The organism is Providencia sp. PROV255, assembly GCF_028478065.1.
Taxonomy (GTDB): Bacteria; Pseudomonadota; Gammaproteobacteria; order Enterobacterales; family Enterobacteriaceae; genus Providencia; species Providencia rettgeri.
On record NZ_JAMPMI010000008.1, the window covers coordinates 414256 to 437037 of the forward strand.

The window sequence follows — 22782 nt, forward strand, 5'->3', positions numbered from 1 at the left end:
ATTAAACGAAGATTAAATTACTTGGTATTATTAATATAATATTATTGCCGATTAAGTTCTATATTATTCATGTAAAAAAAAGAGATATCTCTCAAATTAAATACCTCACTAAATTCCGAATGGGCATATGTTCAAAATAATAATCTAAATGAATATTTGTACTTTATCTTTAACTGTAAAAATCTTCTAAAAACCCCTCTATGTTGTAACTGCTCCGTAAAAATACATTTTTTCATTCCCCTATAAATTTTTGGTTAATTGGCGCATAATATTAGTTATATCTAAATTGATATTAAACAATATCAGCACTGGGTTATTGAGTAAGATATTGAAATGAATATCATTCACACTAAATACTGCACATTTAATTTATAGGTTATTGATAATATGGAAGAAAGTAACTTACTACTACAACTTAATAACATTGGGTATAGCATTGAGGAAAAAACAATTCTTGATAATGTGCAGATTAACTTACAGGCAAGTGACTTCAAACTGATTACAGGACCTTCTGGCTGCGGTAAAAGTACTTTATTAAAAATAATCGCCTCGTTAATTTCACCAACTCAAGGAACTATTCAGTTTCAAGGGAAAGATATCAATACCATCTCACCAGAAACTTATCGGCAGCAAGTTTCATACTGCACTCAAACGCCCACCTTATTTGGACAAACCGTGTATGACAACCTCGTTTTTCCCTATCAAATTCGAAAATTGCCGCTTAATAAAGAGAAAGTCATCAGTGATTTGCATCAATTTTCTCTGCATGAATCTATTTTAGATAAAGGGATCAACGAACTCTCCGGTGGAGAAAAACAGCGTATTTCTCTTATTAGAAACTTACAATTTCTTCCACAAGTCTTACTGTTAGATGAAATCACCAGTGCCCTAGATGAAGAAAACAAAATTATAGTGAATGAATTTATCCATCATTTAACGAGTGACAAAAAAATAGGCGTGTTATGGGTAACCCATGATCAAGATGAAATCGCTCATACCAATGAAGTTATTACCCTTCCTGTTCATCACAACGAATCATAGGATATCACTGTGCATCAACCAACTATTTCCAATGAATCATTAACCTTTTCTATCCTGTTAGTCCTTGTGGCTATTTTTATTAGTCATAAAGAAAAACTGTCCCTTGAAAAAGATATTATCTGGAGTACTTGCCGAGCGATTATTCAACTATTGATCGCTGGCTACATTCTAAAATATATTTTTAATGTTGATCACGAATTGCTCACGATTGCCTTGGTGATGTTTATTTGCGTCAATGCCGCCTGGAACGCTAAGAAAAGAAGCAAATATATTGATAAAATTTATGTTACCGCATTAATTGCCATTACCTCTGGTACATTTCTTACATTGTTAATCTTAATATTAACTAACGCCATCGCATTTACACCCATGCAGGTAATTCCTATCACTGGAATGATTGCAGGTAATGCCATGATTGCAGTAGGATTATGCTTTAATAACCTCGGCCAACGGTTTTCAAGCCAACAACAACAAATTCAAGAAATGTTAAGTTTAGGGGCAACCCCAAAAATTGCTTCTGCTGCTATTATTCGCGACAGTATCCGAGCATCATTAATCCCAACGGTGGATTCAGCCAAAACAGTAGGAATTGTCAGCTTACCGGGTATGATGTCTGGCCTGATTTTTGCTGGAGTTGACCCGTTACAAGCAGTTAAATACCAGATTATGGTGACTTTTATGCTGTTAGGTACCGCAAGCCTTTCAACCATACTGGCTGGGTATATGACTTATACAAAATTCTATAACCAACGCCATCAATTATTGGTTACCACACTGAATAAATAATAACCTTCCGCCGCTTATTTATCATCAACGATAAGCGGCACTTACTTAACATCACTCTTTAACCACGCCCACAGGTAATACTTCAATTAACTGTGCTTTGCTATTTTCATTATCTATCAACTTAAAAATATGATTTAGCATCGTTGGCACATCCTGTTTAACCATTTCGATGTCATTACCTAATAGTGCAACAAAAGGGTCCCAGTCAAAACAGCCTAAATGAGGTTGACGCGAACCGATATAGCCTTTTTTACCTAACCAATCAATAACCCCTTCTAATGAAATAGTTGAATTAATAAATAAACCACATTTCACTATTTTCTGTGGATCTTCATTATTCTGTTCAAAAAATCGTGAAAGTGCTTTTTCCGCTTTTTCGGGAGCATAACCGCAGGCCAAGATATTTTCTTGTGGAACTGTGATACCTTTTTCATTATGTGCATCAATAAACCCACGAATACGTTCTCGTGTATTGTGGTCATGTTCACGACCACCAATAAAAATTAAAGCTTCATGTGTTGATGTCTGAGATTTATTTTTGCTTAAAATACGTTGTGTTAAATTTTTTGCACCAAGATAGTTGTCTGAAATAACAGAAGGCGCCAACAAGCCTGGTAAGTCTAAATTCAAGGTTGAGACACCGGAAGCTTGGCAAATTTCAGTGATTTTATCCGGATTGGTTGCCCCTGTTGAAACCAACCAATCAACCTGATAAGAAATCATTGCACGTGCGGCTTCTATTTCTAATTCAGGGTCACGCCGCGTGCAGGTAATGATAGGAAATAACCCTCTTTCACGCGCCATTTCCTCAAAATGTTCGACAATAGAACCAAAATAGCGGTTGTCATACTTCGGAACTAACATACCGATTATTTTGGATTTATTACTGCGCAATAAGCTGGCTTGCTTATTGACTGCATAATTTTGTTCTTCGGCGATGCGGATCACTTTTTCAGCAAGTTGTGCACTAATTCGCCTTTTTTGCCAATTACCATTGAGTATTGCACTCACTGCACTCGCTGAAACCCCTGCTAATTCGGCAAGGTCATAGATCGTTGTTTTCTTATTTTGTCTGATCTTTGTCACAGATTCTCATCTCCATTTTTTACTAGCTTGACACCAAAGTCGAAAAGTCGCAATACTGCTACATCGATTGAGCAATATTGAAATTGATGATGCATGAGTTGATATACTGCAAAATAAATACTATCAACCCATCGCATGTAGCCACCTATCCATCCCCGTGACTCATTGCTGTTTCATTAATTTCAGGCGCTTTTCATTCTTACATTTCGCTAAAATATCCGATTGGAGTAAATTATGGCCATTTCTATTGAAAACAAAGTCGCAGCAATTACCGGAGCTGCCTCAGGTATTGGGCTTGAATGTGCACGCACACTGATCAAAGCAGGTGCAAAAGTCGTTCTAATTGACCGCGCAGAAGAGCGATTAAACCAACTTGTTGAAGAATTAGGTGAAAATGCAATTCCATTAGTTATCGATTTAATGAAACCGGAACAAGTTGATGGAATGTTAGATGCCATTTTACAAAAAGCAGGCGGTTTAGACATTTTCCATGCTAACGCTGGTGCCTATATTGGCGGCCCCGTTGCTGAAGGTGACCCTGATGTATGGGATAAAGTTTTAAATTTAAATATTAATGCAGCTTTCCGTTGTGTTCGCGCGGTATTACCTCATTTTATTGCTCAAAAATCAGGCGATGTGTTATTCACCAGTTCAATTGCAGGTGTTGTTCCTGTGATTTGGGAACCGATTTACACCGCATCAAAATTTGCTGTTCAAGCCTTCGTCCATTCAACACGCCGTCAAGTCTCTGAGCATGGTGTGCGTGTTGGTGCGGTATTACCCGGCCCTGTGGTTACTGCCTTACTTGATGATTGGCCAAAAGAAAAAATGGAAGAAGCCTTAGCAAATGGTAGCTTAATGCAACCAATTGAAGTGGCTGAAGCGGTATTATTTATGTTAACTCGCCCACGTAATGTCACTATTCGTGACCTTGTTATTGTGCCTAACAGTGTTGATCTCTAACTTGTCATCTCGCAATTCATTGCAGTTAGCACCTTGGAGGGAAAATGAATAATTCACATGCACCATTAAAAGATAACGATAAAGTCGTTATTGGTATCGATGTTGGCACAGGTAGTGCACGCGCAGGTGTCTTTGATATGTCTGGCAATATGTTAGCGTCTGCCAAACATGATATTACACTATTTCGTGACAACGCCAATTTCGCGGAGCAATCAAGTAACGAAATTTGGGAAGCGGTTTGTTATTGTGTCAAACACGCAATGGCATCATCAAAAGCAAAACCACAACAAGTGACTGGTATTGGTTTTGATGCAACCTGTTCACTAGTTGTCATCGGAACAGATACACAACCAATTACAGTTAGCCCATCGAATGACCCTGAGCGCAATATTATTGTGTGGATGGATCACCGCGCGACAGAGCAAGCTGAACGTATTAATCAATTAAAACATCCGGTTTTAAACTATGTTGGCGGTAAAATTTCGCCTGAAATGGAAACGCCTAAGATTTTATGGCTAAAAGAAAATTTACGTCAATCCTATGATAATGCATGGCAATTTTTTGATTTAGCCGATTTTTTAACTTGGAAATCGACTAATTCTTTGGCTCGTTCAACCTGTACGGTAACCTGTAAGTGGACATATCTAGCCCATGAAAAGCGCTGGGATGCAGATTACTTTCAACAAATTGGGTTATCTGAACTCGCAGATGAAAATTTCGCGCGTATTGGGCAGCTTATTGTCGAGCCAGGAACGCCTTGTGGTGAAGGCTTGACGGAAACCGCAGCTCAGCAAATGGGCTTACTAGCAGGAACTCCTGTCGCCGCAGGTATGATAGATGCTCATGCTGGCGGTATTGGTACCGTTGGTGTTAATGGCGATGCAACCGCTAATATGGCCTACGTATTTGGTACATCTTCATGCACGATGACGACCACCAAAGAACCCGTATTTATACCCGGTGTATGGGGGCCTTATTTCAGTGCAATGGTGCCAGGTATGTGGCTAAATGAAGGTGGCCAAAGTGCGGCAGGTGCTGCAATTGACCAGTTACTTTCCTTGCACCCCGCTTCAGCACAAGCAAAACTCACTGCAAAAGAACAAGGTAAACCCTTGCCTGTTATGTTAGCGGATTTAGTATTAGAAAAAGCATCGTCACCATCGCAGTCTGTTGAGCTAGCTGAAAAAATACATGTTGTCCCTGAGTTTTTAGGAAATCGAGCACCTTTTGCTGACCCTCATGCCAGAGCCGTCATTGCTGGCTTAACCATGGATAACAGCATGGAAAATTTACTTTCTTTCTATGTTGCTGGTGTGTGTGGCATTGGCTATGGGTTACGACAAATCATTGAAGCACAAGCAAAATCCGGTGCAGTTATTGAAAATATTGTCGTCAGTGGAGGTGCTGGCCAACACCCGTTGATCCGCCAATTACTTGCGGATGCGTGCGGTGTCCCTGTGATTTCAACACAAGCCAGTGAGCCTGTTTTACTCGGTTCAGCTATCCTCGGTGCAGTTGCAGGAAAAGTCTGTGACGATGTTGCACAAGCCATGGACCAATTTAGTGCAATTGACCTCACCTACCAAGCCAATGAAGCTTATAAAGCACGCCACGATACAAGATTTACCTCTTTCTTGCATTTACAGCAATGTGCTAGAGAATTAAAAGGCTAATCACGCTAATATGACGTTGAGTCATATTTATACTAAAGAAAGCCGGCTTACGGCTTTCTTTATTTAGGATTCGTATTACCTATTGCGTTTAATTTAATAAAAGGCATACGCTATCACTCAGTTTTAAAAACAATATCTTGCCCATAACGAATCAACCATTTCTTTTGGCATTAAATCGTAATCTCCCTCAACCATAGGAATTGACAAGGATACCTTCCCTTGTTTATCACTATAGGCTTTCACAATGAATTTTTTATACCCTTCTAATCTTGCATTCTTAACCCGAAACACTTCACCACAAACGTAGCCTAAATCACCCTTATCCGCAGTTTGGCGAATAAAATTATATTTCACATTTTTAAATGAAGCGGATTCAGGGAAAGATAAATAGTCTTCAACACTACTTTTTGCCATTTTCACAAGATCAGGTGTAGGGGAATAGTTCAATGTCACCCCTAAAATAAAAGAGCCCCCAGTTAACAATAAAATTGTGAGCAACTTTATAATATTCATATTCTTAAGCTCTCATTTATTCAATAACAAGCCAATTGACCTGGATGACCTAATCACCCCGCCCAAAAATACACTTAAGTAGTTATCATTAGCCAATTGTAAGTAAATAATAATTATTTTAATAATATCCAGCCTTATCTATATAAGAATACCTTATTAGATAGCTTGTTTTTTCTAATTACTATCTCCGATAACCATCACCAACAGAGCAAATAAACACAATTAAATTTATAAAGTCTGTTCGTATTTATACTTTATTTTACACATCACATGAGTAAGTATACCAGTATTAAACTAAGAATATAAATAGTACTTGAAACATTAACTGTTTCAATTTGTATTTTTTTAACTAGAGAAGTTTCATTTACCAAAACACAGAAATAATAATAAGCCTTAATTGTTCATCATAGCTTAACAAAAATAAACCCAAATATGTAATAAAACAATTCAATTTAATAATAGCCATGTCTAAATGTTAATTAACTCACTTTGTGAGTATTTAAACTCAATATAAGCGTAAATTAAAATTAAATTATAATATATTCGTTATTTTCAAATAAGCCATCCTTGCTAGATCTCACCATTAAAAAACAAAAAATATTTAAAATTCAACTTGATATAAAAAATACATTAATTCATGCCATTTGCCATCTTAATTTTTAACCTATTGTTCATTAATCTCTTTTTTCAAACTAAATTAGCCGAGTTATCGCTTCCACCTTAAGCGCAATAACGCACAACAAATTGATTAATAAGATAAAAACAAACAAAGAGTTAATTAATGAAATGTTAATGTTATGATACCAAACAGTTAACATCAATAGTCAACCTCAAAATGCATAAGAATATTTAACAATATCCATATAGTAATTTACTATTAAACTTCTCGATATATCTTCTTTTATCCAATTTTTGATATATACCACCAACCTAAATTACAGAATATTCCTAGTAAAAATTGCTTCTTTTAGCCAATACATAAAATTATCCGGCCAAATTTGACAAAATATTTTTTTTATCTCATGTAGCATTGTTTTCCAAAGAAAAGGGTAAACCATGACAAATATTCAATTACTATTACTTGCAACTAATAACATCAAAAACAACACAGAGCTAAGCCACTCTCAGGAGTCTTATGTATACCAATTTTACTATGCTAACGTCGCAGGCCATTTCGATAGCATTCAAGATTTTCTTACCGTATTTAAGCAGCAGACAGATGCAACATTAGATGCATCGCAACAATTAGCCGAACAGAGTCAGCAAATATACTCAACAGTTGAGTCTTATTTGGAAGTAGCCGAAAAACGGTATATTGAAAGGAAAAAATTGCTAGCCAATTAAGTTAGCATTTACAGTTGAAAAGGCCTACAAACTAAATGAGGCCTTTTATCGATAATTTTTCTGTTAAACTTCTATTGCTCTTGTAGCTCTAATTCAGCAATTATAGGTAGGTGGTCGCTAACACTTGACCATTGAAACTCTTTGCTATCTGTTGGGATTTCCATATTTTTCACATCCCAAACTTGGCCTTTAAATGTAAAAATATGGTCAATATCTATCGCTGGGTTTACCGCTGGCCAGCTACGGTAATCAATACCTTTAAATTCAACTGGGTTCCACATATAACGAATTTCTTGGATAGGCTGTTCATTCGCTGTTGAATTAAAATCCCCTGCTAATATTTTTATTGATGCCGCAATATTATCAAATCCCGTATCCGTATCCCCAATACTTGCATCTAAAATATGGCGAACCTGTCCAATGCGAATGGTTGGATCTTTCTGCCAATCAAGGTGCGTTCCCATCACTATAATTGGCGCATCAAAACCTGGTTTTGATATCTGGGATATTAATACAACACGTTGTTCAGCATCACCCGAAGGTAAATTAACTACTTTAGATTTATCGATTTTATATTTTGATAAAATTCCTACACCATATTCTCCACCATCAAAATCCAATGCCTTACCAAAAGCAAAATCCATCTTATTGGCTTTCGCTATTTCTTCTAACTGGTGAACTTTTTTACTGCGGGCTGTTTTATTATCAATTTCTGTTAAAACAATCACATCAGCATCTATTTTCGCAATCGCCTTATTCAATCCATCGAGATTACTGACATCTGATGCCAACTCATTTTTACCAATGTTATAGGTTGCAACTTTAATTGTCGGTTTGTTTGAAGTGTAAGCTTTATTCGACGTTCCTCCATCCTGTACTTTTAAAACTTCAGAACCCGTCATCGATGCCATCGCACCGCAAGAAACTAAAATTATAGTGGAAATAACTGTTTTTAGTAATTTCATTGTTTTCCCCTGTGAATATCTAATATGACAAAATAGTGCAAGTGTTGAATAAAATTCTAGCTAAGCTGAATTCATTAACTTGCAGTTTTCATACATTAACAGAGAATAAAAAAGATGTAGTGACCAAGTCGACAATCTTATTTCGAGAGAAAAAAAAACCACCATTGTTTATACAAAATAGTGAGTTACCGCACTATTATTCACTAAGGACAAGCAAGATATTCAATAAAACGTGATTAATAACAATAAATTAAATTTTATGCACTTTGTCTTGCTTCAAATTTATAGGGGAAAACAACCCCTTCTTTACGTTCAACAAAATCACAATCGACATCGGCAAGCCATTTTTGTAGCCTTTTCGCTGTTTCTCGAGCCATTTTACTGTAATCAATCCGCACAGAAGTCAGTGATGGATGAATGTGATCACAATTTGAAGAACCTTCAACACAAGCGATCGCTAACATTTTAGGTATCTGAATTAAACGTCTCTGGCACTCAAAAATGACGCCAAGCGCAATCATTTCATGGCTGCAAATCACAGCTTCAAGCTCAGGTTGGCGAGTTAACATCTCACTAATTGCCTGACGACCAAAATCCATCGTTGCAACATACGGCGTTGTAATACTTTGATCTGCACTTTGGTTATACGTCAGCATCGCTCGGTTCCAGCCACTTAATTGTTGGCTTTGCATTTTACTGTCCATTTGAGCGCCAATATAGCCTATCTTCTTATACCCTTTTTGTAACATATAGTTAGTTAAAAAATTAACCGCATCACCAACGTTACTCTTGATATTCAACGTGACTGGATGGTTCGACTCCCCTGCAACACTGACAACTGGAATATCTAAATTCTTTAGATAATTAGACACACTTTCTGAATTTATTGCCCCAAAAATAATCAATGCCGCGGGGTTACTCTGTAATAGTGTCGATAAAACTTCAGACTCTTTTTTTTGCTGGTAATCATGGCTACCAATAACAACTTGATAATTATTTTTGTTCAGCGCTTCTTGTAAAGATTGCAGAAAAACTGAACTGGCATTATCACGCAGAGACGGAATTAAAACAGCAACAGTACGGCTTTGACCAGAAGCCAAAATACCTGCCGCAGAATTAGGTATATAACCAAGTTCTTCAACCGCAGCATTAATTTTTTCACGTAATTTGTCGGATACTAATTCAGGTGTACGCAGAGCTCGAGAGACCGTCATGGACCCAACGCCTGCAAATTTTGCGACATCCTGCAACGTGACTCGCCCTGTATTTTTTCTTTTTCGTATTTTTTGCATGTAATACTTTTACTTAGCCTAAACTCATTATTAACCCTAAGGTTGTTGATCTTCAATGGACAATTTTCATTCGAATCAAGCGTGTTTTTTTTGCTTTTTTCGTGTTCTAGATTAAATGAGCTAAAAATAGCCAATATGGTTCTCTGAAATCTAAAGAAACACTAAAAATCACCAGCTCAGATTAACTTACCACAGGTTGAATTTGTTAATCAGCCGACAAGTGTACTCATTTTGTTTTTGTTCGCTATATTTTCTTAAAATGATAGCGCTATCACGAAAATGAAAGATTCAGCTAGATAGCGCTACCATAGAACACTACTATTCATTCAACCATTACAAAGATAATAATTTCACTCTACCAGGAGCAACCCGATGCTAACGACATTACTGACCCCTAACGTCATTCAAGTCGTCGACAGAGCCAGTGATTGGCAAGAAGCGATAAAAATCGCCTGTAACCCATTAATTAATAATAAACTCATTGAACCGAGATATGTTGATGCAATAATTCAATCGCACGAAAAAATCGGTCCTTATTATGTATTAGGTCCAGGAATTGCCATGCCTCACGCACGCCCTGAAGATGGCGTGAACCAATTATCCCTTGGTTTAACCGTTCTTAAACAAGGGGTTGAATTTGGTTCTGAGGGCAATGACCCAATCAAATTATTAATTGTACTCGCAGCAACCGATAGCAATAGTCATATCGGCGCCATCGCAAAATTAGCTGAACTTTTTGATAATCAAGAAGATATTGACAGCATCATGCAATCAGAAAACGTAGATGACATTCTTAAAATCATCGCTAAATATGAATAATTAGATATTAAGGTAAATATTATGAAAATTACTGTTGTTTGTGGAAATGGCTTGGGCACAAGCTTAATGATGGAAATGAGCATTAAGAATATTTTAAAAGATCTGCAAGTCAGTGCAGATGTTGACCATGTGGATTTAGGTTCCGCAAAAGGCACCGTAAGCGATATCTTTGTTGGTACAAGCGATATTGCAGAACAATTAGTTGCTCAACAAGTTGTTGGTGAAATCGTTGCTCTGGAAAATATGATTGATAAAGTTGCAATGAAAGAGCGCCTGACTGTTGCTTTACAAAAACTTGGTGCGATGTAAGCGGAGGCACTATGTCATTTTTTCGTTTTCTGATGCAGGATGTTTTATCTGAGCCAGCCATTCTTGTGGGCCTAATCGCACTTATTGGTTTGATCGCGCAGAAAAAACCGGTAACTGAATGTATTAAAGGCACCATCAAAACCATCATGGGTTTTGTGATCTTAGGTGCTGGCGCAGGCTTAGTCGTCAGCTCGCTAGGCGATTTCTCAGCCATTTTCCAACATGCCTTTGGTATTAACGGCGTTGTTCCAAATAACGAAGCTATCGTGTCTATCGCACAAAAAAGCTTCGGCCGTGAAATGGCAATGATTATGTTCTTTGCGATGCTAATCAATATCTTGATTGCTCGCTTAACACCCTGGAAATTTATTTTCCTTACAGGGCACCATACTTTATTCATGTCCATGATGATTGCGGTTATCTTAGCTACCGCAGGAATGGAAGGAACCCTATTAGTGACTGTTGGTTCATTAATTGTTGGCTTTTGTATGGTATTTTTCCCTGCAATTGCCCACCCTTATATGAAAAAAGTGACGGGTTCAGATGACGTTGCGATTGGTCATTTCTCAACGATTTCTTATGTTTTAGCTGGGTTCATTGGTAGCAAGTTCGGTAACAAAGAACATTCAACAGAAGATATGAATGTCCCGAAAAGCTTGCTGTTTTTAAGAGATACTCCTGTCGCTATCTCTTTCACCATGTTCATTATTTTTATCATTACATGCTTATTTGCCGGCGGTGATTTCGTTCGCGAAGTCAGTGGTGGCAAGAATTGGTTCATGTTCTCATTGATGCAATCCATTACATTTGCTGCCGGTGTATATATTATTCTGCAAGGTGTGCGCATGGTTATTGCAGAAATTGTTCCTGCGTTTAAAGGTATCTCTGACAAATTAGTCCCTAACGCAAAACCGGCTTTAGACTGCCCAGTTGTCTTCCCATATGCACCAAACGCGGTGTTAGTCGGTTTTTTAAGTAGTTTCGCTGCTGGTGTTTTGGGAATGTTCGTTCTGTATGCATTAAATATGACGGTGATTATTCCAGGCGTTGTACCGCATTTCTTCGTGGGTGCTGCTGCAGGTGTTTTTGGTAATGCAACAGGCGGTCGTCGTGGGGCTATCTTGGGTGCATTTGCTCAAGGATTACTAATTACCTTCCTACCTGTATTCCTATTACCTGTTCTTGGGGATATTGGTATTGCTAATACGACATTCAGTGACGCTGACTTTGGCGCAATCGGAATTTTATTAGGCATTATAGTTCGCTAAGGTAAGACTCCCCATCGCAAATTTGCGAGTGGGGAGTTGTTTGCGGTTACCCTACTTTCCCAGCCAAGCCCCATCTCTAAATAAAAACTCCTGTAGCATAATTAAATCATCCGGTGTTACGTGGATCATACCTTCTCCGGGAACATCAATTTCCGCAATCATAAATAGTGCTAACGTGGTTAATGATGGCAATATGAGTATCAACCAATTTTTCCCTTTTGTTCCGCGTATATTGTAACCAATAAGAATATTTGAACAGATAGCAAAAAAGCTCAGCAAAAACCAAACCGCATTTAGATTTTCATTCAATATATCAATAAAAATTCGTTCAATCTTAAGATGAAGCGCCTCTAACTAAGGATCATACATAGAAATATGTACGACAAAGGACAGCGCTTGTAGCCCCATAGCTCTATTTATCAAATGCCATAATGCAACTTGTTGCAGCTTACATTAATAACGCGGACTAACCTTATCTTAGTTCTATTGACAATTAAAACGGAGACCTGTATTGTCCTTGTTTATAAATAGATGCTTAGGAACTTTAAATAAATGGCACACATTACTGTCAGTGTTGAATATGGTATCCATTGTCTACTTTGGTTTGTTGATAATCCCGAACGCTCTCTTAGCAGTAGAGAACTTGCAGAGTTACAAGGCATCTCTCCAAGTTTTCTAGCAAAAATTTTGCCTCGGTTAGAAAAGGCTGGGATCGTGAGTTCGAATGAGGGAATTAGAGGTGGATATCGATTGGCATTGCCTCCTGAAAAAATTACATTTCTATCTATAATTGATGCAATAGAAGGCTATAAACCTCTTTTCGAGTGCCAGGAAATACGGCGCCGTTGTGCTGTTTTCGAAGAAAATGGTCTACCACAATGGGCTATTTCTGGTACCTGCTCCGTACATAAAGTCATTCTTCAAGCTGAAAATGCAATGAGAGATGTATTAGCTAACCAAACCCTTGCTGATGTGGCGCAGCGTCTATGTCAAATCGCGCCTAATAGCTTTTATAGAGATGTAAACTCCTGGATGGATCAAAAAATTGAGGCTAGAACAGTTCGTTCAAACAAAGGAGGTCGTGGGAAAACATAACATATAATCCTATAGCCTTACCTTAAATTCACATCGTTTGTATTTAATTAATAACATCTTCACTGGTGCGGGTTTTTATTATTTAAAATTTGCAAATGAGCACTTAAAGTTAATCTTCAAAGGAATTCAATAATGACAGCTAAAATTGTTATTGCAGGATCTGGTTTTGCTGGTTTTTGGGCTGCTATTTCAGCAATGCGGGTAATTTCACAAGCTAATAAAGAAAATAGCATCAAAGTTATTTTAATTTCACCAAGGCCTAACCTCACTATACGACCGCGTTTATATGAAGCAAAGCTGGATAATATGTCCCCAGATATTTCAAAGCAGCTAGCTGCCGTCGGAGTTGAATATATTGCAGGTAAAATCCAAAATATCGATACAGATGCAAAATTATTAACCATTAATCTAGCTAATGGCAACCAAACTTCACTAGTTTATGAGCGCTTTATTCTGGCAACGGGTAGCCAATTAAACGTACCTCCTGTTCCTGGATTTGATAAGTATGGCTTTGATGTTGATTCATTAGAAGCTGCGCATCGTCTTGAAACACATTTACAAGCACTAAAGAACAAACCGGAAACTTTAGCTAGAAACACCGTTGTGGTAGTAGGTGGAGGGTTAACAGGCATAGAAAGCGCCGCGGAAATGCCAACACGCCTGAAAAAAATTCTAGGTGGATCTACAAAGAGCCGAGTATTTATAATTGACTCAGAACCCACTGTGGGAGCCGGAATGGGAGCAGACATCTCTCCTGTAATTCAACAAGCTTTAATTGAATGTGGCGTTGAATTACGCGCGGGATTACGAGTCGAAGCACTAAGCCATGATGGAGTTACTCTGTCAAACGGTGAGTACATAGAATCAAATACTGTCGTATTAGCGACAGGAGTAAAAGCAAGTTCTCTAACGGAACAGATTCGCGGTGAACGTGACGCTAGTAATAGGATTATCTCGGATAATTATTTACACGCACAAGCTGTCTCAAATGTTTTCGTCGCAGGAGATACTGTCAAAGCTCCCACTGATAATCAAGGAAATCATAATTTAATGACTTGCCAACATGCCCTAAGTTTAGGCCGTGTTGCAGGGCATAATGCAGCCGCTGAACTGTTAGGGCTTCCTCTTCATCCTTACAGTCAGCCTAAATATGTAACCTGCCTTGATTTAGGGGCTTGGGGGGCTCTTTATACCGAAGGTTGGCAGAGAGAAATACATTATATTAAAAAGGAAGGGAAAAAAATAAAACAAGAAATAAATACTAAGTGGATATACCCGCCTGAATTAGAAAAAAATGAGCTATTTGCTATCGCCGCTCCAGATTATGTCATCGTTCCTTGAGGTAAAATTTAGATTTAATATATTCAAGTAAAATAAATCGGAATAACCGCATAAAAATACAATAAGTATGATTTGTATTGCTTTGTGTCGTTTATTTTTCAATACTGATAAATAACTAAATATTAATAAGGTTTAAATATGTATATTAAAAAAATTATATTTGCTTTTTCATTACTTACTTTTGGGTCAGTATCACAAGCCCAAGTTGTTAATAATAATAACCCTTTAAAATATAGGCATTTTAAAACAGATTACGCTACGATGGTCGAACTAGCGAATAAAGAACGTTTACCTTGGAGAGTCTTCTATGAAAGCCCTAGTGAAGGCGTCAATGCCGAATGGTTTGATGCCGTAAAGCAGGGAGATTTAGACAAAGTAAAACAAATGGTTACTGAGGGGCAAGATATAGAAGCCAAAGACACCGGTAGCTTAGACCAAACGGCTCTGGGATGGGCGGCCTTTATTGGTGATGAAGCAATGGTTGATTATCTTATATCCCAAAATGCTAATCTTTGGGCAACCGATACAGGTGACGTATATAACGTACTAAAATCCGCGGTACTCGGTAATAATGTCAATGTTGTAAAAAAAGTCCATCAGCTAATGAAAGACGAAGTAGACTTGAATAATCAGCAAATTGAAAGTGATGGTGAAACATTAGTCATGATAGCTGCAAGTAATAATAGAATGGAAACGGTTAAATACTTATTATCGCAAGGCGCAGATATTAACCGAAGTACAACGACTGATGATGTAACCATGTTTTCTTATGACCAAAGTGCATTAACTTATGCATGTAAAAATAATCTTCCAGAAATGCAAAAATTCCTTATTGATAATGGTGCACTAAATCATCGTACCGGTAAACCATCTTGTAATTGATTTATAGGAATATTGGGTAATAACAGAATTATTTTCACCAATCATGCAAATAAGTTATTTTTAGCATAACAAAAGTATTGGACGTACCCTTCTATATATTAAATAGCCTGATTCCGATTATATATCGAAATCAGGCTATACAATCAATTGACTAAAAGTGCCCAACTTTATGTGGTTACTTCAAGCTTAATAGAACAGGTTGTAAATGTAGTCATTCTTTTAATGAAAATTACTGGCTATTACGCATATCCATAATCATTTTGCCATCATAGTCTGCACCAACCACAATATTAGGCACCTCACCTTTATATTTGTGAGCTTTAATTTGTTCAATCTCTAACTGTTTCCAATTGATCATTTCACGGGTAATAGTACGTTGTAATATCGCATTAGCTTCAGCTTCTTTCTGTGCAGCATACAATTTTGCATCCGCTTCTTGGCGCATCGCAAATGAACTTGCTTGTGCATTACGTTCTCTAGCGATGGCTTGTTGTTCAGCAGACTCTCTTTCCGCTTCAGCAATAACAACCTTTTTCTGAGCTAATTCACGCTCTTTTTCTGCCTCTGCTTTTGCTTGGTTAATTTGCTCTTGGCGCATTTTAGTATTAACCACTTGCTCTTGTACAACTTCAGGCAAAGTAATATCTTGGATCATAATTTCTTTTATTGTATAGCCATAAGGGGATGCATACCCTTGAATAGCATCACGAATAGATTCTTGTAATTTTCTTTGTGTATCTGCTGTATAAAGATCTTGCGCATTAGCAACATCTTTACCAAATTCCAAAATCGTTGAAATCAATTTTTGGCGTACATATTTATCTAAAGCTTCACTTTCTGTACCACCATTAATACGTAATACCGGAGCTTTAGAACCATCAAACTGAAGCATTACCGTAATATCAACAATAGATTTTAGTTTATCTTGTGAAGGTACTCTTAGCTCTTTTAGTGATACACGAATATCTTTTGTTGAGTACGTATCAAACGTTGTAAACGGGTTAATTGGAAAATGTAAACCTGCATCATAAGCAACTGGATCGACTTTTCCTAAAAATGTTCCTACCTTAACCGAACCATCTTGGACAATGGTATATGAGTTAATACCTACAAGGCCGATAACTAGTAGTAATGCAGCGCCAACAACCAATTTAATCATTGATTTAAATTGCATGAGTTAATCCCTATCAAATAATAATTATAATAAAGCGCCTATTGTCACTACTTGCTTTCTAACTACAAGTCTAATAATCCTAAATTTAAAAACACTAAATTTACTGTTTCTATCTTGGTAAAAATGTATTGATAAGTCATTACAGATAATTTTTTTATAAAGCTAGTTTTATCCTTTTAAATTATTACTGCTTATTTTCAATCATAAAACATATGAATGATTATTTATAATCACCACCTTAATCAGTTGAGATGACGTTCACCCCATCTTAAAATCAATAAATCGTTATTTTCAACCATAAAAACAGCAATTTTAAGCATGTAACGCCGATTAATAATAAAGGGGATTATTGCGATCTTGATCACTGTTGTTTTTGATTGATTAAATATAATCATTTTGACTAAAATAAATCATGGCGGAGAAAACCATGCAAATAAAAAAATCGATTGAACGTATACCTGGTGGCATGATGGTTGTGCCATTAGTACTTGGTGCCCTAATCAACACCTTTGCTCCTCAAGCTCTCGAAATCGGTGGCTTTACGACATCACTATTTAAAAATGGTGCTCCTGCTCTTATTGGCGCATTCTTGCTTTGTATGGGTGCAGGAATTAGTTTCAAGGCAGCACCTCAAGCTTTATTACAAGGAGGTACAATTACCTTAACAAAATTAGTCGTTGCGATTGCTCTTGGCCTAGGAGTCGATTATCTCTTTGGAATGGAAGGGATTTTTGGTTTAACTGGTGTTGCAATTATTGCAGCAATGAGTAATTCAAATGGTGGTTTATATGCCGCTTTAGTTGGGGAGTTTGGTAATAAACGAGACGTTGGTGCTATCTCAATTTTATCTCTTAATGATGGCCCCTTCTTTACGATGATCGCGCTAGGCGCAGCTGGTATGGCAAATATCCCTTTAATGGCATTAGTAGCGGTTCTTGTTCCGTTAATTGTTGGTATGATCTTAGGAAATCTAGACCCACATATGCGCGATTTTCTAACAAAAGGTGGACCAATATTAATTCCTTTCTTCGCGTTTGCACTAGGCGCAGGGATCAACTTAGAAATGCTATTACAAGGTGGGCTCGCGGGTATTTTACTCGGTGCGCTGACTACGTTTGTTGGCGGCTGGTTTAATATTCGAGCAGACCGTCTAGTTGGAGGCTCTGGTATAGCAGGTGCTGCAGCCTCAAGTACCGCAGGAAATGCAGTGGCAACACCACTCGCTATCGCACAAGCCGACCCATCCTTAGAGGCTATCGCGCTTTCTGCGGCTCCATTGATTGCTGCATCCGTGATTACCACCGCTATTCTAACCCCTATCCTGACCTCTTGGGTTGCTAAACGTCAACAAGCAAGACAACCCCAACAAACTGAAGAGTAAGGAGTTATTTATGAAGCTATTAGTTATTGCGGATGACTTTACAGGGGCAAATGATACCGGTGTTCAATTTGCTAAAAAGCATGCGCGTACAGAGATACTTCTTGATAGTACACAAAAACATTCTTGGTTTGCTGATGTCGTTGTGCTTAACACAGAAAGTCGTGCATTAAATGCACAAGTTGCTTCAGAAAACCTACGAAATAGCCTGAAACCTTTTTTATCTCAGAAGGATAAACCTGTCATTTATAAAAAAATTGACTCAACATTTCGCGGTAATATCGGTGCAGAAATAGAGACAATTATGTCAGAAACAGGCTTAAAATTTGCTATTGTTGCCGCAGCTATTCCTGCGGCAGGACGCGTAACGTTAAATGGTGAATGCCTCGTTCATGGAAAAGCACTTGTTGAAACTGAATTTGCTTCTGACCCTAAAACACCAATAGTTTCATCACGCATCCAAACTATCGTCCATCAACAGACTACCCTGCCTGTTATTGAAGTGTATCTAGACCAAATACGTTCAGGCCAATTCGTAACATGGTTACAAGCACAAAAGCCAACGCAAGCCAGTATCATCGTCACGGATGCTGAAAATGATGAAGATCTAACCCTAATTGCTAAGGCTGTATTTTCAATAGCTCAACCTTGCCTACTCGTTGGAGCTGCGGGCTTTGCAAATGCATTGCCTGAGATTATTTTCATGGATAAAAAGCAAGGGCTACCGTTATTTATTGTCGCTGGCTCAATGAGCAGCGCAACAATTGAACAGGTAAACTATGCACAAACGCATTGTGATGCCAGTGTTATTGATGTTGATGTAACGCAAGTACTTGCAGCCACTACACAAGATAACTATATGGCTGCGCTCATCAAAGAAATTAGTCAAACATTAAACCAACAAAAACACACCATCATACGAACCAGCCGAGATGTGCAAGATAGGCATCATATTGATGACCTATGCACTACCTACGGTATGACACGTAATGAATTGGGAAAAAATATCAGCGACTTTATTAGTTTGCTGACCTTAAAAACGCTGTCTGTTTCCAGCATCGGGGGACTTTTTTTAACAGGTGGAGATATTGCGATTGCGGTTGCCAATACTTTGGGAGCAAAAGGTTATCGAATTCAATCTGAAGTAATGCCATGTATACCTTGCGGCACTTTTATTGACAGTGAAATTGATGATTTACCCGTGATCACCAAAGCGGGAGGGTTTGGTCAAATAACCACTTTATGCGAAGCCATCAAATATATTGAGGAAATTTATTGTGAAAAATAATGTTGTTGCTATTACGATGGGAGATCCTGCTGGTATTGGCCCAGAAATTATCGTCAAATCCCTTGCAGAAGGTGAACTTGCAGGAGCCTCTGCCGTTGTTATCGGTTGTGCATCAACAATGCAGCGATTAATTAAATCGGGGTTAGTTCCTCAGGTAAAAATCAATGTGATACAAAATATCAAAGAAGCTCAATTTTCAGCGGATACCATCAATATTATTGATGAACCCTTAGCCGATCCTAGCGCGCTTATTGCGGGCAAGGTCCAAGCTCAAGCTGGTGACTTAGCATTTCGTTGTATTAAACGTGCGACTGAACTAGCACTCGCAGGCGAAGTGAAAGCGATTGCTACTGCACCTTTAAATAAAGAAGCATTACACCTTGCTGGGCACAACTACCCAGGTCACACTGAACTTCTTGCCCAGCTAACCAATACCAAAGATTATGCCATGGTGCTTTATACAGAAAAATTAAAAGTCATCCATGTCACGACACATATTGCATTGCGTAAATTTTTAGATACATTAAATAGCGAGCGTATCATAACCGTGTCTCGTATCGCATCAGACTTTTTAAAACGCGTTGGTTATGAAAAACCGCGTATTGCTATCGCAGGCGTTAATCCTCATGCTGGGGAAAATGGTTTATTTGGTGATGAAGAAATCGTATATTTACAACCAGCTATAGAACAGGTAAGGTCTGAAGGTATTGATGTTTATGGCCCTTGTCCTCCAGATACTGTATTTTTACAAGCCTATCAAGGGCAATATGACATTGTCGTTGCCATGTATCACGACCAGGGTCATATTCCTTTGAAATTATTAGGTTTTTATGATGGTGTTAATATCACTGCGGGTCTTCCGTTCTTGCGCACATCTGCCGATCACGGTACCGCATTTGATATTGCTTGGACGGGTAAAGCAAATCCTGAAAGTATGGCCATCTCACTTAAACTTGCGATGAATGTAGTATAACTAATGAGCACAATGGATAGATTAGATTTAATACTTGAGTATCTTAAACAGCATAACCTCGTCACTGTTGAGGAACTAGTACAAGCACTATCCGTATCAGCGGCTACTATCCGGCGTGATCTCATTAAACTTGATGAAACTGGGGTTATCTCTCGCACACATGGCGGTGTAACCCTCAATCGTTTCATTCCTGTTCAGCCCACTACATCGGAAAAAAACCAGCGTAATCTAAGAGAAAAACGGGCTATTGCGAAAACAGCAGCCCGTTTAATTGAACCAGGTAGCACAGTTTTACTTGACGCAGGAACAACCATGCTTGAGCTAGCGCGGGAGCTCACTCATATGCCCCTGCGTGTTATCACCTCTGACCTCCATATTGCTCTTTTTCTTTCTGAATTCAAACAAATTGAAGTCACAATTGTTGGTGGACGAATTGACGATAGTAGCCAATCTTGTATTGGTGAGCATGGGCGCGTTTTATTACGTAGTATTTATCCTGATATCGCATTCATTAGTTGTAACTCTTGGAGTTTAGAAAAAGGAATTACAACACCAACAGAAGAAAAAGCTGGGCTAAAACGTGATCTAATAACAAATGCTACACGTTCTGTTATGCTTGCTGATAGTAGTAAATACGGTAAATGGTCATTATTTCGTGTCGCTCAAATAGACGAATTCACAGATATTATTACAGACAACCAACTTCCTCTCGATATTCATCAAAAATTTATAGATTCTTGTCGTACTAATCTAATATTGGTTTCCACAAATGCCACTTAATGCTATTGAACGTGATTTCTTTATAAAATAAAGTAGCGCAACCTTCCAACCAAACCGCACCAAACATTGCATTTTATCTGACAACAAAATATGTAAGGAATCACTCATGAGTGAACTGAGATTAGCCTATTACAATTTATCACCTGAAGCTTATAAAGGGCTTATTGATTGCAAAAATGCATTGGATAAGAGCGGGTTAGATAACGAACTGATAGAACTCATCTATTTAAGAGTTTCACAAATCAATGGCTGTGCATTTTGCCTAGATATGCATGCAAATTCATTGCGTTCAAATGGCGTTAGTAACAAAAAAATTGATACTCTCGCTGGCTGGCAGGTCAGTCATCATTTTAATGCATTAGAACGCGCTGCATTAGCTTGGACAGAAGCGGTTGTTAATATAGCTACCAGTAGTACATCAGATGCTCTCTTTAATGAATTAAAACACCATTTTTCTGATGCTCAAATTTCTGATCTAACCATCGCTATTGGTTTAATGAGTGCATTTAATCGTATAGCAATAGCACTGAGACAATAGTAAAAATTTGCATAAAAAAAGCTTGTTACCATAATGGCAGCAAGCTTATAAACTCTATTTTTAACGCTATTTTTCTTCATCGCGTAGTGTTAAAACTTCATAACCATCTTTAGTAACTAATACCGTATGTTCCGATTGAGCAGATAATTTTTTATCTCGCGTTACGACTGTCCAGCCATCTTTTTTTGTTTTAATTTTCATTCCACCTTGGTTGATCATTGGCTCTATCGTAAATGTCATTCCTTCTTTTAATTCTACCCCTTTCCCTCGTACGCCATAATGAAGAACTTGCGGGTCTTCATGCATTTCACGGCCAATACCATGCCCACAATATTCACGTACAACACTATAACCTTTAGATTCCGCATAATGTTGAATAGCAGAACCAATATCACCTAACGTTGCGCCTGGTTTAACTTGCTTTATGCCTTCCCACATAGCGGCATAAGTATCTTTAACTAACTTACGTGCCAGTGGTGAAGCTTCCGGCATCACATACATTTTACTTGAATCGGCAATGAAACCATTTTTCTCTAGCGTAATATCAACATTAATAATGTCTTTTGCTTTTAAAATTTCATCTGTTTTTGGAACGCCATGGCAAACGACTTCATTTAGAGACGTGTTCAAAACATATTGGTAGCCATATTGCCCTTTACTGGCAGGCCTTGCTTGTAACTCATTAACAATATAGCTTTCAACTTTATCATTAATTTCCATCGTAGAAATACCAGGTACGATAAATGAATCCAACATCTTAAAAACACTAGCCAAAAGTCGTCCAGACTCACGCATCAGTTCAATTTCTTCTGCTGTTTTAATTGTAATATTATTCATGAACCTTTCCTTTTAATTCAATTGACTCTTTCTCTAACATTTCATTGATTAACATAGTAAATGTCTTATTCGGGTTTAATTCAGCTTGCATTCCAATTTTAATCCAAAATTCTGCCTGTGAATTAATCGACCGGGACATAACTTGGCTCGCATGGCGTAGATAATCATGCAATTCATCTGAAATTTTTACGATACCCAAAATAACCTCAACAATATGATATGTATACAAACCATGTATAGATCATATAACAGGAAGGTGATGATTCAAAGTACTCACGTTTTGTATAGCACAAAGCGCATGAAAAACAGCCTATAAATATCACCATTAAGTTTCTTAAGTTAAATCCGCCATCAAAGTATTTATTTTGTTGATCCGCTATGATGGAGCCCGAGGTATGTAATTCCTATGTGTAAATTAACATTATTTTGATTGACTC

The 22782-nt window shown here is 37.7% G+C and carries 23 protein-coding genes and 1 pseudogene; 16 read left to right on the top strand and 8 right to left on the bottom strand.

The window, feature by feature from the left end; genetic code table 11:
- The first annotated feature begins 387 nt into the window (after positions 1-387).
- Both fetA and fetB read left to right on the top strand, forming a co-directional pair.
- Positions 388-1041 (top strand): iron efflux ABC transporter ATP-binding subunit FetA, encoded by a 654-nt coding sequence (gene fetA / locus PR725_RS08835; protein WP_211888830.1) that lies wholly within the window; start codon positions 388-390, stop codon positions 1039-1041.
- A gap of 9 nt (positions 1042-1050) precedes the next feature.
- Positions 1051-1827 (top strand): iron efflux ABC transporter permease subunit FetB, encoded by a 777-nt coding sequence (fetB, locus tag PR725_RS08840; RefSeq protein WP_004910254.1) that lies wholly within the window; start codon positions 1051-1053, stop codon positions 1825-1827.
- 51 nt (positions 1828-1878) lie between these two features.
- Here fetB and PR725_RS08845 read toward each other — a convergent pair whose 3' ends face one another.
- Positions 1879-2913, bottom strand: a complete 1035-nt coding sequence (locus tag PR725_RS08845) for a LacI family DNA-binding transcriptional regulator (protein WP_115167407.1) — start codon at positions 2911-2913, stop codon at positions 1879-1881.
- Between the two features lie 234 nt (positions 2914-3147).
- On the opposite strand from PR725_RS08845, the gene PR725_RS08850 reads away from it, so the two are divergent.
- A complete protein-coding gene (locus tag PR725_RS08850; RefSeq protein WP_004910250.1) occupies positions 3148-3876 on the top strand; it encodes an SDR family oxidoreductase in 729 nt (242 codons plus the stop codon).
- A 44-nt stretch (positions 3877-3920) separates the two neighbouring features.
- Positions 3921-5549 carry an FGGY-family carbohydrate kinase gene (locus tag PR725_RS08855; RefSeq protein WP_123382041.1) on the top strand — a complete coding sequence of 543 codons (1629 nt, stop codon included), beginning with the start codon at positions 3921-3923 and terminating at the stop codon, positions 5547-5549.
- A gap of 123 nt (positions 5550-5672) precedes the next feature.
- Here the strand turns inward: PR725_RS08855 and PR725_RS08860 are convergent, their stop codons facing one another.
- Complete coding sequence (locus tag PR725_RS08860) at positions 5673-6062, bottom strand: hypothetical protein (protein WP_004910246.1); 390 nt, start codon at positions 6060-6062, stop codon at positions 5673-5675.
- Positions 6063-7118: 1056 nt separating this feature from the next.
- On the opposite strand from PR725_RS08860, the gene PR725_RS08865 reads away from it, so the two are divergent.
- The gene (locus tag PR725_RS08865) at positions 7119-7406 is read left to right on the top strand and encodes a hypothetical protein (RefSeq protein ID WP_004910245.1); all 288 of its coding nucleotides are present in this window, start codon (positions 7119-7121) and stop codon (positions 7404-7406) included.
- Between the two features lie 71 nt (positions 7407-7477).
- On the opposite strand, the gene PR725_RS08870 is transcribed toward PR725_RS08865, so the two are convergent.
- Together PR725_RS08870 and PR725_RS08875 are read right to left on the bottom strand one after the other, a co-directional pair.
- Positions 7478-8371: an endonuclease/exonuclease/phosphatase family protein gene (locus PR725_RS08870; RefSeq protein WP_272517333.1), complete on the bottom strand. Its 894-nt coding sequence runs from the start codon at positions 8369-8371 to the stop codon at positions 7478-7480.
- Between the two features lie 257 nt (positions 8372-8628).
- Positions 8629-9663, bottom strand: coding sequence for a LacI family DNA-binding transcriptional regulator (locus PR725_RS08875; protein ID WP_004910239.1), 1035 nt, complete (start codon positions 9661-9663; stop codon positions 8629-8631).
- A gap of 372 nt (positions 9664-10035) precedes the next feature.
- Between PR725_RS08875 and PR725_RS08880 the strand changes: the two genes are divergently transcribed.
- The 3 genes from PR725_RS08880 to PR725_RS08890 are packed head-to-tail and all read left to right on the top strand — an operon-like array spanning position 10036 to position 12059.
- Entirely contained in the window at positions 10036-10482 is a 447-nt protein-coding gene (locus PR725_RS08880) for a PTS sugar transporter subunit IIA (RefSeq protein ID WP_109911223.1), read from the top strand.
- 21 nt (positions 10483-10503) lie between these two features.
- Entirely contained in the window at positions 10504-10791 is a 288-nt protein-coding gene (locus PR725_RS08885; RefSeq protein ID WP_272517332.1) for a PTS sugar transporter subunit IIB, read from the top strand.
- Between the two features lie 11 nt (positions 10792-10802).
- A complete protein-coding gene (locus tag PR725_RS08890) occupies positions 10803-12059 on the top strand; it encodes a PTS ascorbate transporter subunit IIC (RefSeq protein ID WP_036958647.1) in 1257 nt (418 codons plus the stop codon).
- Between the two features lie 51 nt (positions 12060-12110).
- Here the strand turns inward: PR725_RS08890 and PR725_RS08895 are convergent.
- Positions 12111-12353, bottom strand: a pseudogene (locus PR725_RS08895) (hypothetical protein); the annotation flags it as partial.
- Positions 12354-12611: 258 nt separating this feature from the next.
- On the opposite strand from PR725_RS08895, the gene PR725_RS08900 reads away from it, so the two are divergent.
- From PR725_RS08900 to PR725_RS08910, 3 genes are all read left to right on the top strand, one after another.
- Positions 12612-13154 carry an RrF2 family transcriptional regulator gene (locus PR725_RS08900; protein WP_004910219.1) on the top strand — a complete coding sequence of 181 codons (543 nt, stop codon included), beginning with the start codon at positions 12612-12614 and terminating at the stop codon, positions 13152-13154.
- A 132-nt stretch (positions 13155-13286) separates the two neighbouring features.
- The gene (locus PR725_RS08905; RefSeq protein ID WP_109911222.1) at positions 13287-14495 is read left to right on the top strand and encodes an NAD(P)/FAD-dependent oxidoreductase; all 1209 of its coding nucleotides are present in this window, start codon (positions 13287-13289) and stop codon (positions 14493-14495) included.
- A gap of 138 nt (positions 14496-14633) precedes the next feature.
- Complete coding sequence (locus PR725_RS08910) at positions 14634-15377, top strand: ankyrin repeat domain-containing protein (RefSeq protein ID WP_181937010.1); 744 nt, start codon at positions 14634-14636, stop codon at positions 15375-15377.
- 229 nt (positions 15378-15606) lie between these two features.
- Here PR725_RS08910 and PR725_RS08915 read toward each other — a convergent pair whose 3' ends face one another.
- The gene (locus tag PR725_RS08915) at positions 15607-16551 is read right to left on the bottom strand and encodes an SPFH domain-containing protein (protein WP_004910213.1); all 945 of its coding nucleotides are present in this window, start codon (positions 16549-16551) and stop codon (positions 15607-15609) included.
- A gap of 427 nt (positions 16552-16978) precedes the next feature.
- Between PR725_RS08915 and PR725_RS08920 the strand changes: the two genes are divergently transcribed.
- From PR725_RS08920 to PR725_RS08940, 5 genes are all read left to right on the top strand, one after another.
- A complete protein-coding gene (locus PR725_RS08920) occupies positions 16979-17932 on the top strand; it encodes a 2-keto-3-deoxygluconate permease 1 (protein ID WP_109911221.1) in 954 nt (317 codons plus the stop codon).
- Positions 17933-17942: 10 nt separating this feature from the next.
- On the top strand, positions 17943-19217 hold the full coding sequence (gene dtnK, locus PR725_RS08925) for a D-threonate kinase (RefSeq protein ID WP_110731867.1): 1275 nt from the start codon (positions 17943-17945) through the stop codon (positions 19215-19217).
- Positions 19207-20190 carry a D-threonate 4-phosphate dehydrogenase gene (locus PR725_RS08930; protein ID WP_109911219.1) on the top strand — a complete coding sequence of 328 codons (984 nt, stop codon included), beginning with the start codon at positions 19207-19209 and terminating at the stop codon, positions 20188-20190. The genes dtnK and PR725_RS08930 overlap by 11 nt, the downstream gene beginning before the upstream one ends.
- 3 nt (positions 20191-20193) lie before the next feature.
- Complete coding sequence (locus PR725_RS08935) at positions 20194-20970, top strand: DeoR/GlpR family DNA-binding transcription regulator (RefSeq protein WP_109911218.1); 777 nt, start codon at positions 20194-20196, stop codon at positions 20968-20970.
- Between the two features lie 106 nt (positions 20971-21076).
- Positions 21077-21508, top strand: coding sequence for a carboxymuconolactone decarboxylase family protein (locus tag PR725_RS08940; RefSeq protein WP_272568571.1), 432 nt, complete (start codon positions 21077-21079; stop codon positions 21506-21508).
- Positions 21509-21574: 66 nt separating this feature from the next.
- Here PR725_RS08940 and map read toward each other — a convergent pair whose 3' ends face one another.
- Entirely contained in the window at positions 21575-22345 is a 771-nt protein-coding gene (gene map, locus PR725_RS08945; protein ID WP_004263445.1) for a type I methionyl aminopeptidase, read from the bottom strand.
- Positions 22338-22544 carry a ParD-like family protein gene (locus PR725_RS08950; RefSeq protein ID WP_004910200.1) on the bottom strand — a complete coding sequence of 69 codons (207 nt, stop codon included), beginning with the start codon at positions 22542-22544 and terminating at the stop codon, positions 22338-22340. The genes map and PR725_RS08950 overlap by 8 nt, the downstream gene beginning before the upstream one ends.
- Between the last annotated feature and the right edge of the window lie 238 nt (positions 22545-22782).

Excerpts from the sequence above, each read along its gene's own strand:
- PR725_RS08920 (WP_109911221.1), top strand. The coding sequence starts at position 16,979 with ATGCAAATAAAAAAATCGATTGAACGTATACCTGGTGGCATGATGGTT.
- PR725_RS08870 (WP_272517333.1), bottom strand. The coding sequence starts at position 8,371 with ATGAAATTACTAAAAACAGTTATTTCCACTATAATTTTAGTTTCTTGC.
- PR725_RS08860 (WP_004910246.1), bottom strand. The coding sequence starts at position 6,062 with ATGAATATTATAAAGTTGCTCACAATTTTATTGTTAACTGGGGGCTCT.
- PR725_RS08865 (WP_004910245.1), top strand. The coding sequence starts at position 7,119 with ATGACAAATATTCAATTACTATTACTTGCAACTAATAACATCAAAAAC.
- PR725_RS08940 (WP_272568571.1), top strand. The coding sequence starts at position 21,077 with ATGAGTGAACTGAGATTAGCCTATTACAATTTATCACCTGAAGCTTAT.
- map (WP_004263445.1), bottom strand. The coding sequence starts at position 22,345 with ATGAATAATATTACAATTAAAACAGCAGAAGAAATTGAACTGATGCGT.
- PR725_RS08890 (WP_036958647.1), top strand. The coding sequence starts at position 10,803 with ATGTCATTTTTTCGTTTTCTGATGCAGGATGTTTTATCTGAGCCAGCC.
- PR725_RS08875 (WP_004910239.1), bottom strand. The coding sequence starts at position 9,663 with ATGCAAAAAATACGAAAAAGAAAAAATACAGGGCGAGTCACGTTGCAG.
- PR725_RS08905 (WP_109911222.1), top strand. The coding sequence starts at position 13,287 with ATGACAGCTAAAATTGTTATTGCAGGATCTGGTTTTGCTGGTTTTTGG.
- fetA (WP_211888830.1), top strand. The coding sequence starts at position 388 with ATGGAAGAAAGTAACTTACTACTACAACTTAATAACATTGGGTATAGC.
- PR725_RS08880 (WP_109911223.1), top strand. The coding sequence starts at position 10,036 with ATGCTAACGACATTACTGACCCCTAACGTCATTCAAGTCGTCGACAGA.
- PR725_RS08910 (WP_181937010.1), top strand. The coding sequence starts at position 14,634 with ATGTATATTAAAAAAATTATATTTGCTTTTTCATTACTTACTTTTGGG.
- PR725_RS08915 (WP_004910213.1), bottom strand. The coding sequence starts at position 16,551 with ATGCAATTTAAATCAATGATTAAATTGGTTGTTGGCGCTGCATTACTA.
- PR725_RS08900 (WP_004910219.1), top strand. The coding sequence starts at position 12,612 with ATGGCACACATTACTGTCAGTGTTGAATATGGTATCCATTGTCTACTT.
- PR725_RS08855 (WP_123382041.1), top strand. The coding sequence starts at position 3,921 with ATGAATAATTCACATGCACCATTAAAAGATAACGATAAAGTCGTTATT.
- PR725_RS08935 (WP_109911218.1), top strand. The coding sequence starts at position 20,194 with ATGAGCACAATGGATAGATTAGATTTAATACTTGAGTATCTTAAACAG.
- PR725_RS08850 (WP_004910250.1), top strand. The coding sequence starts at position 3,148 with ATGGCCATTTCTATTGAAAACAAAGTCGCAGCAATTACCGGAGCTGCC.
- dtnK (WP_110731867.1), top strand. The coding sequence starts at position 17,943 with ATGAAGCTATTAGTTATTGCGGATGACTTTACAGGGGCAAATGATACC.
- PR725_RS08885 (WP_272517332.1), top strand. The coding sequence starts at position 10,504 with ATGAAAATTACTGTTGTTTGTGGAAATGGCTTGGGCACAAGCTTAATG.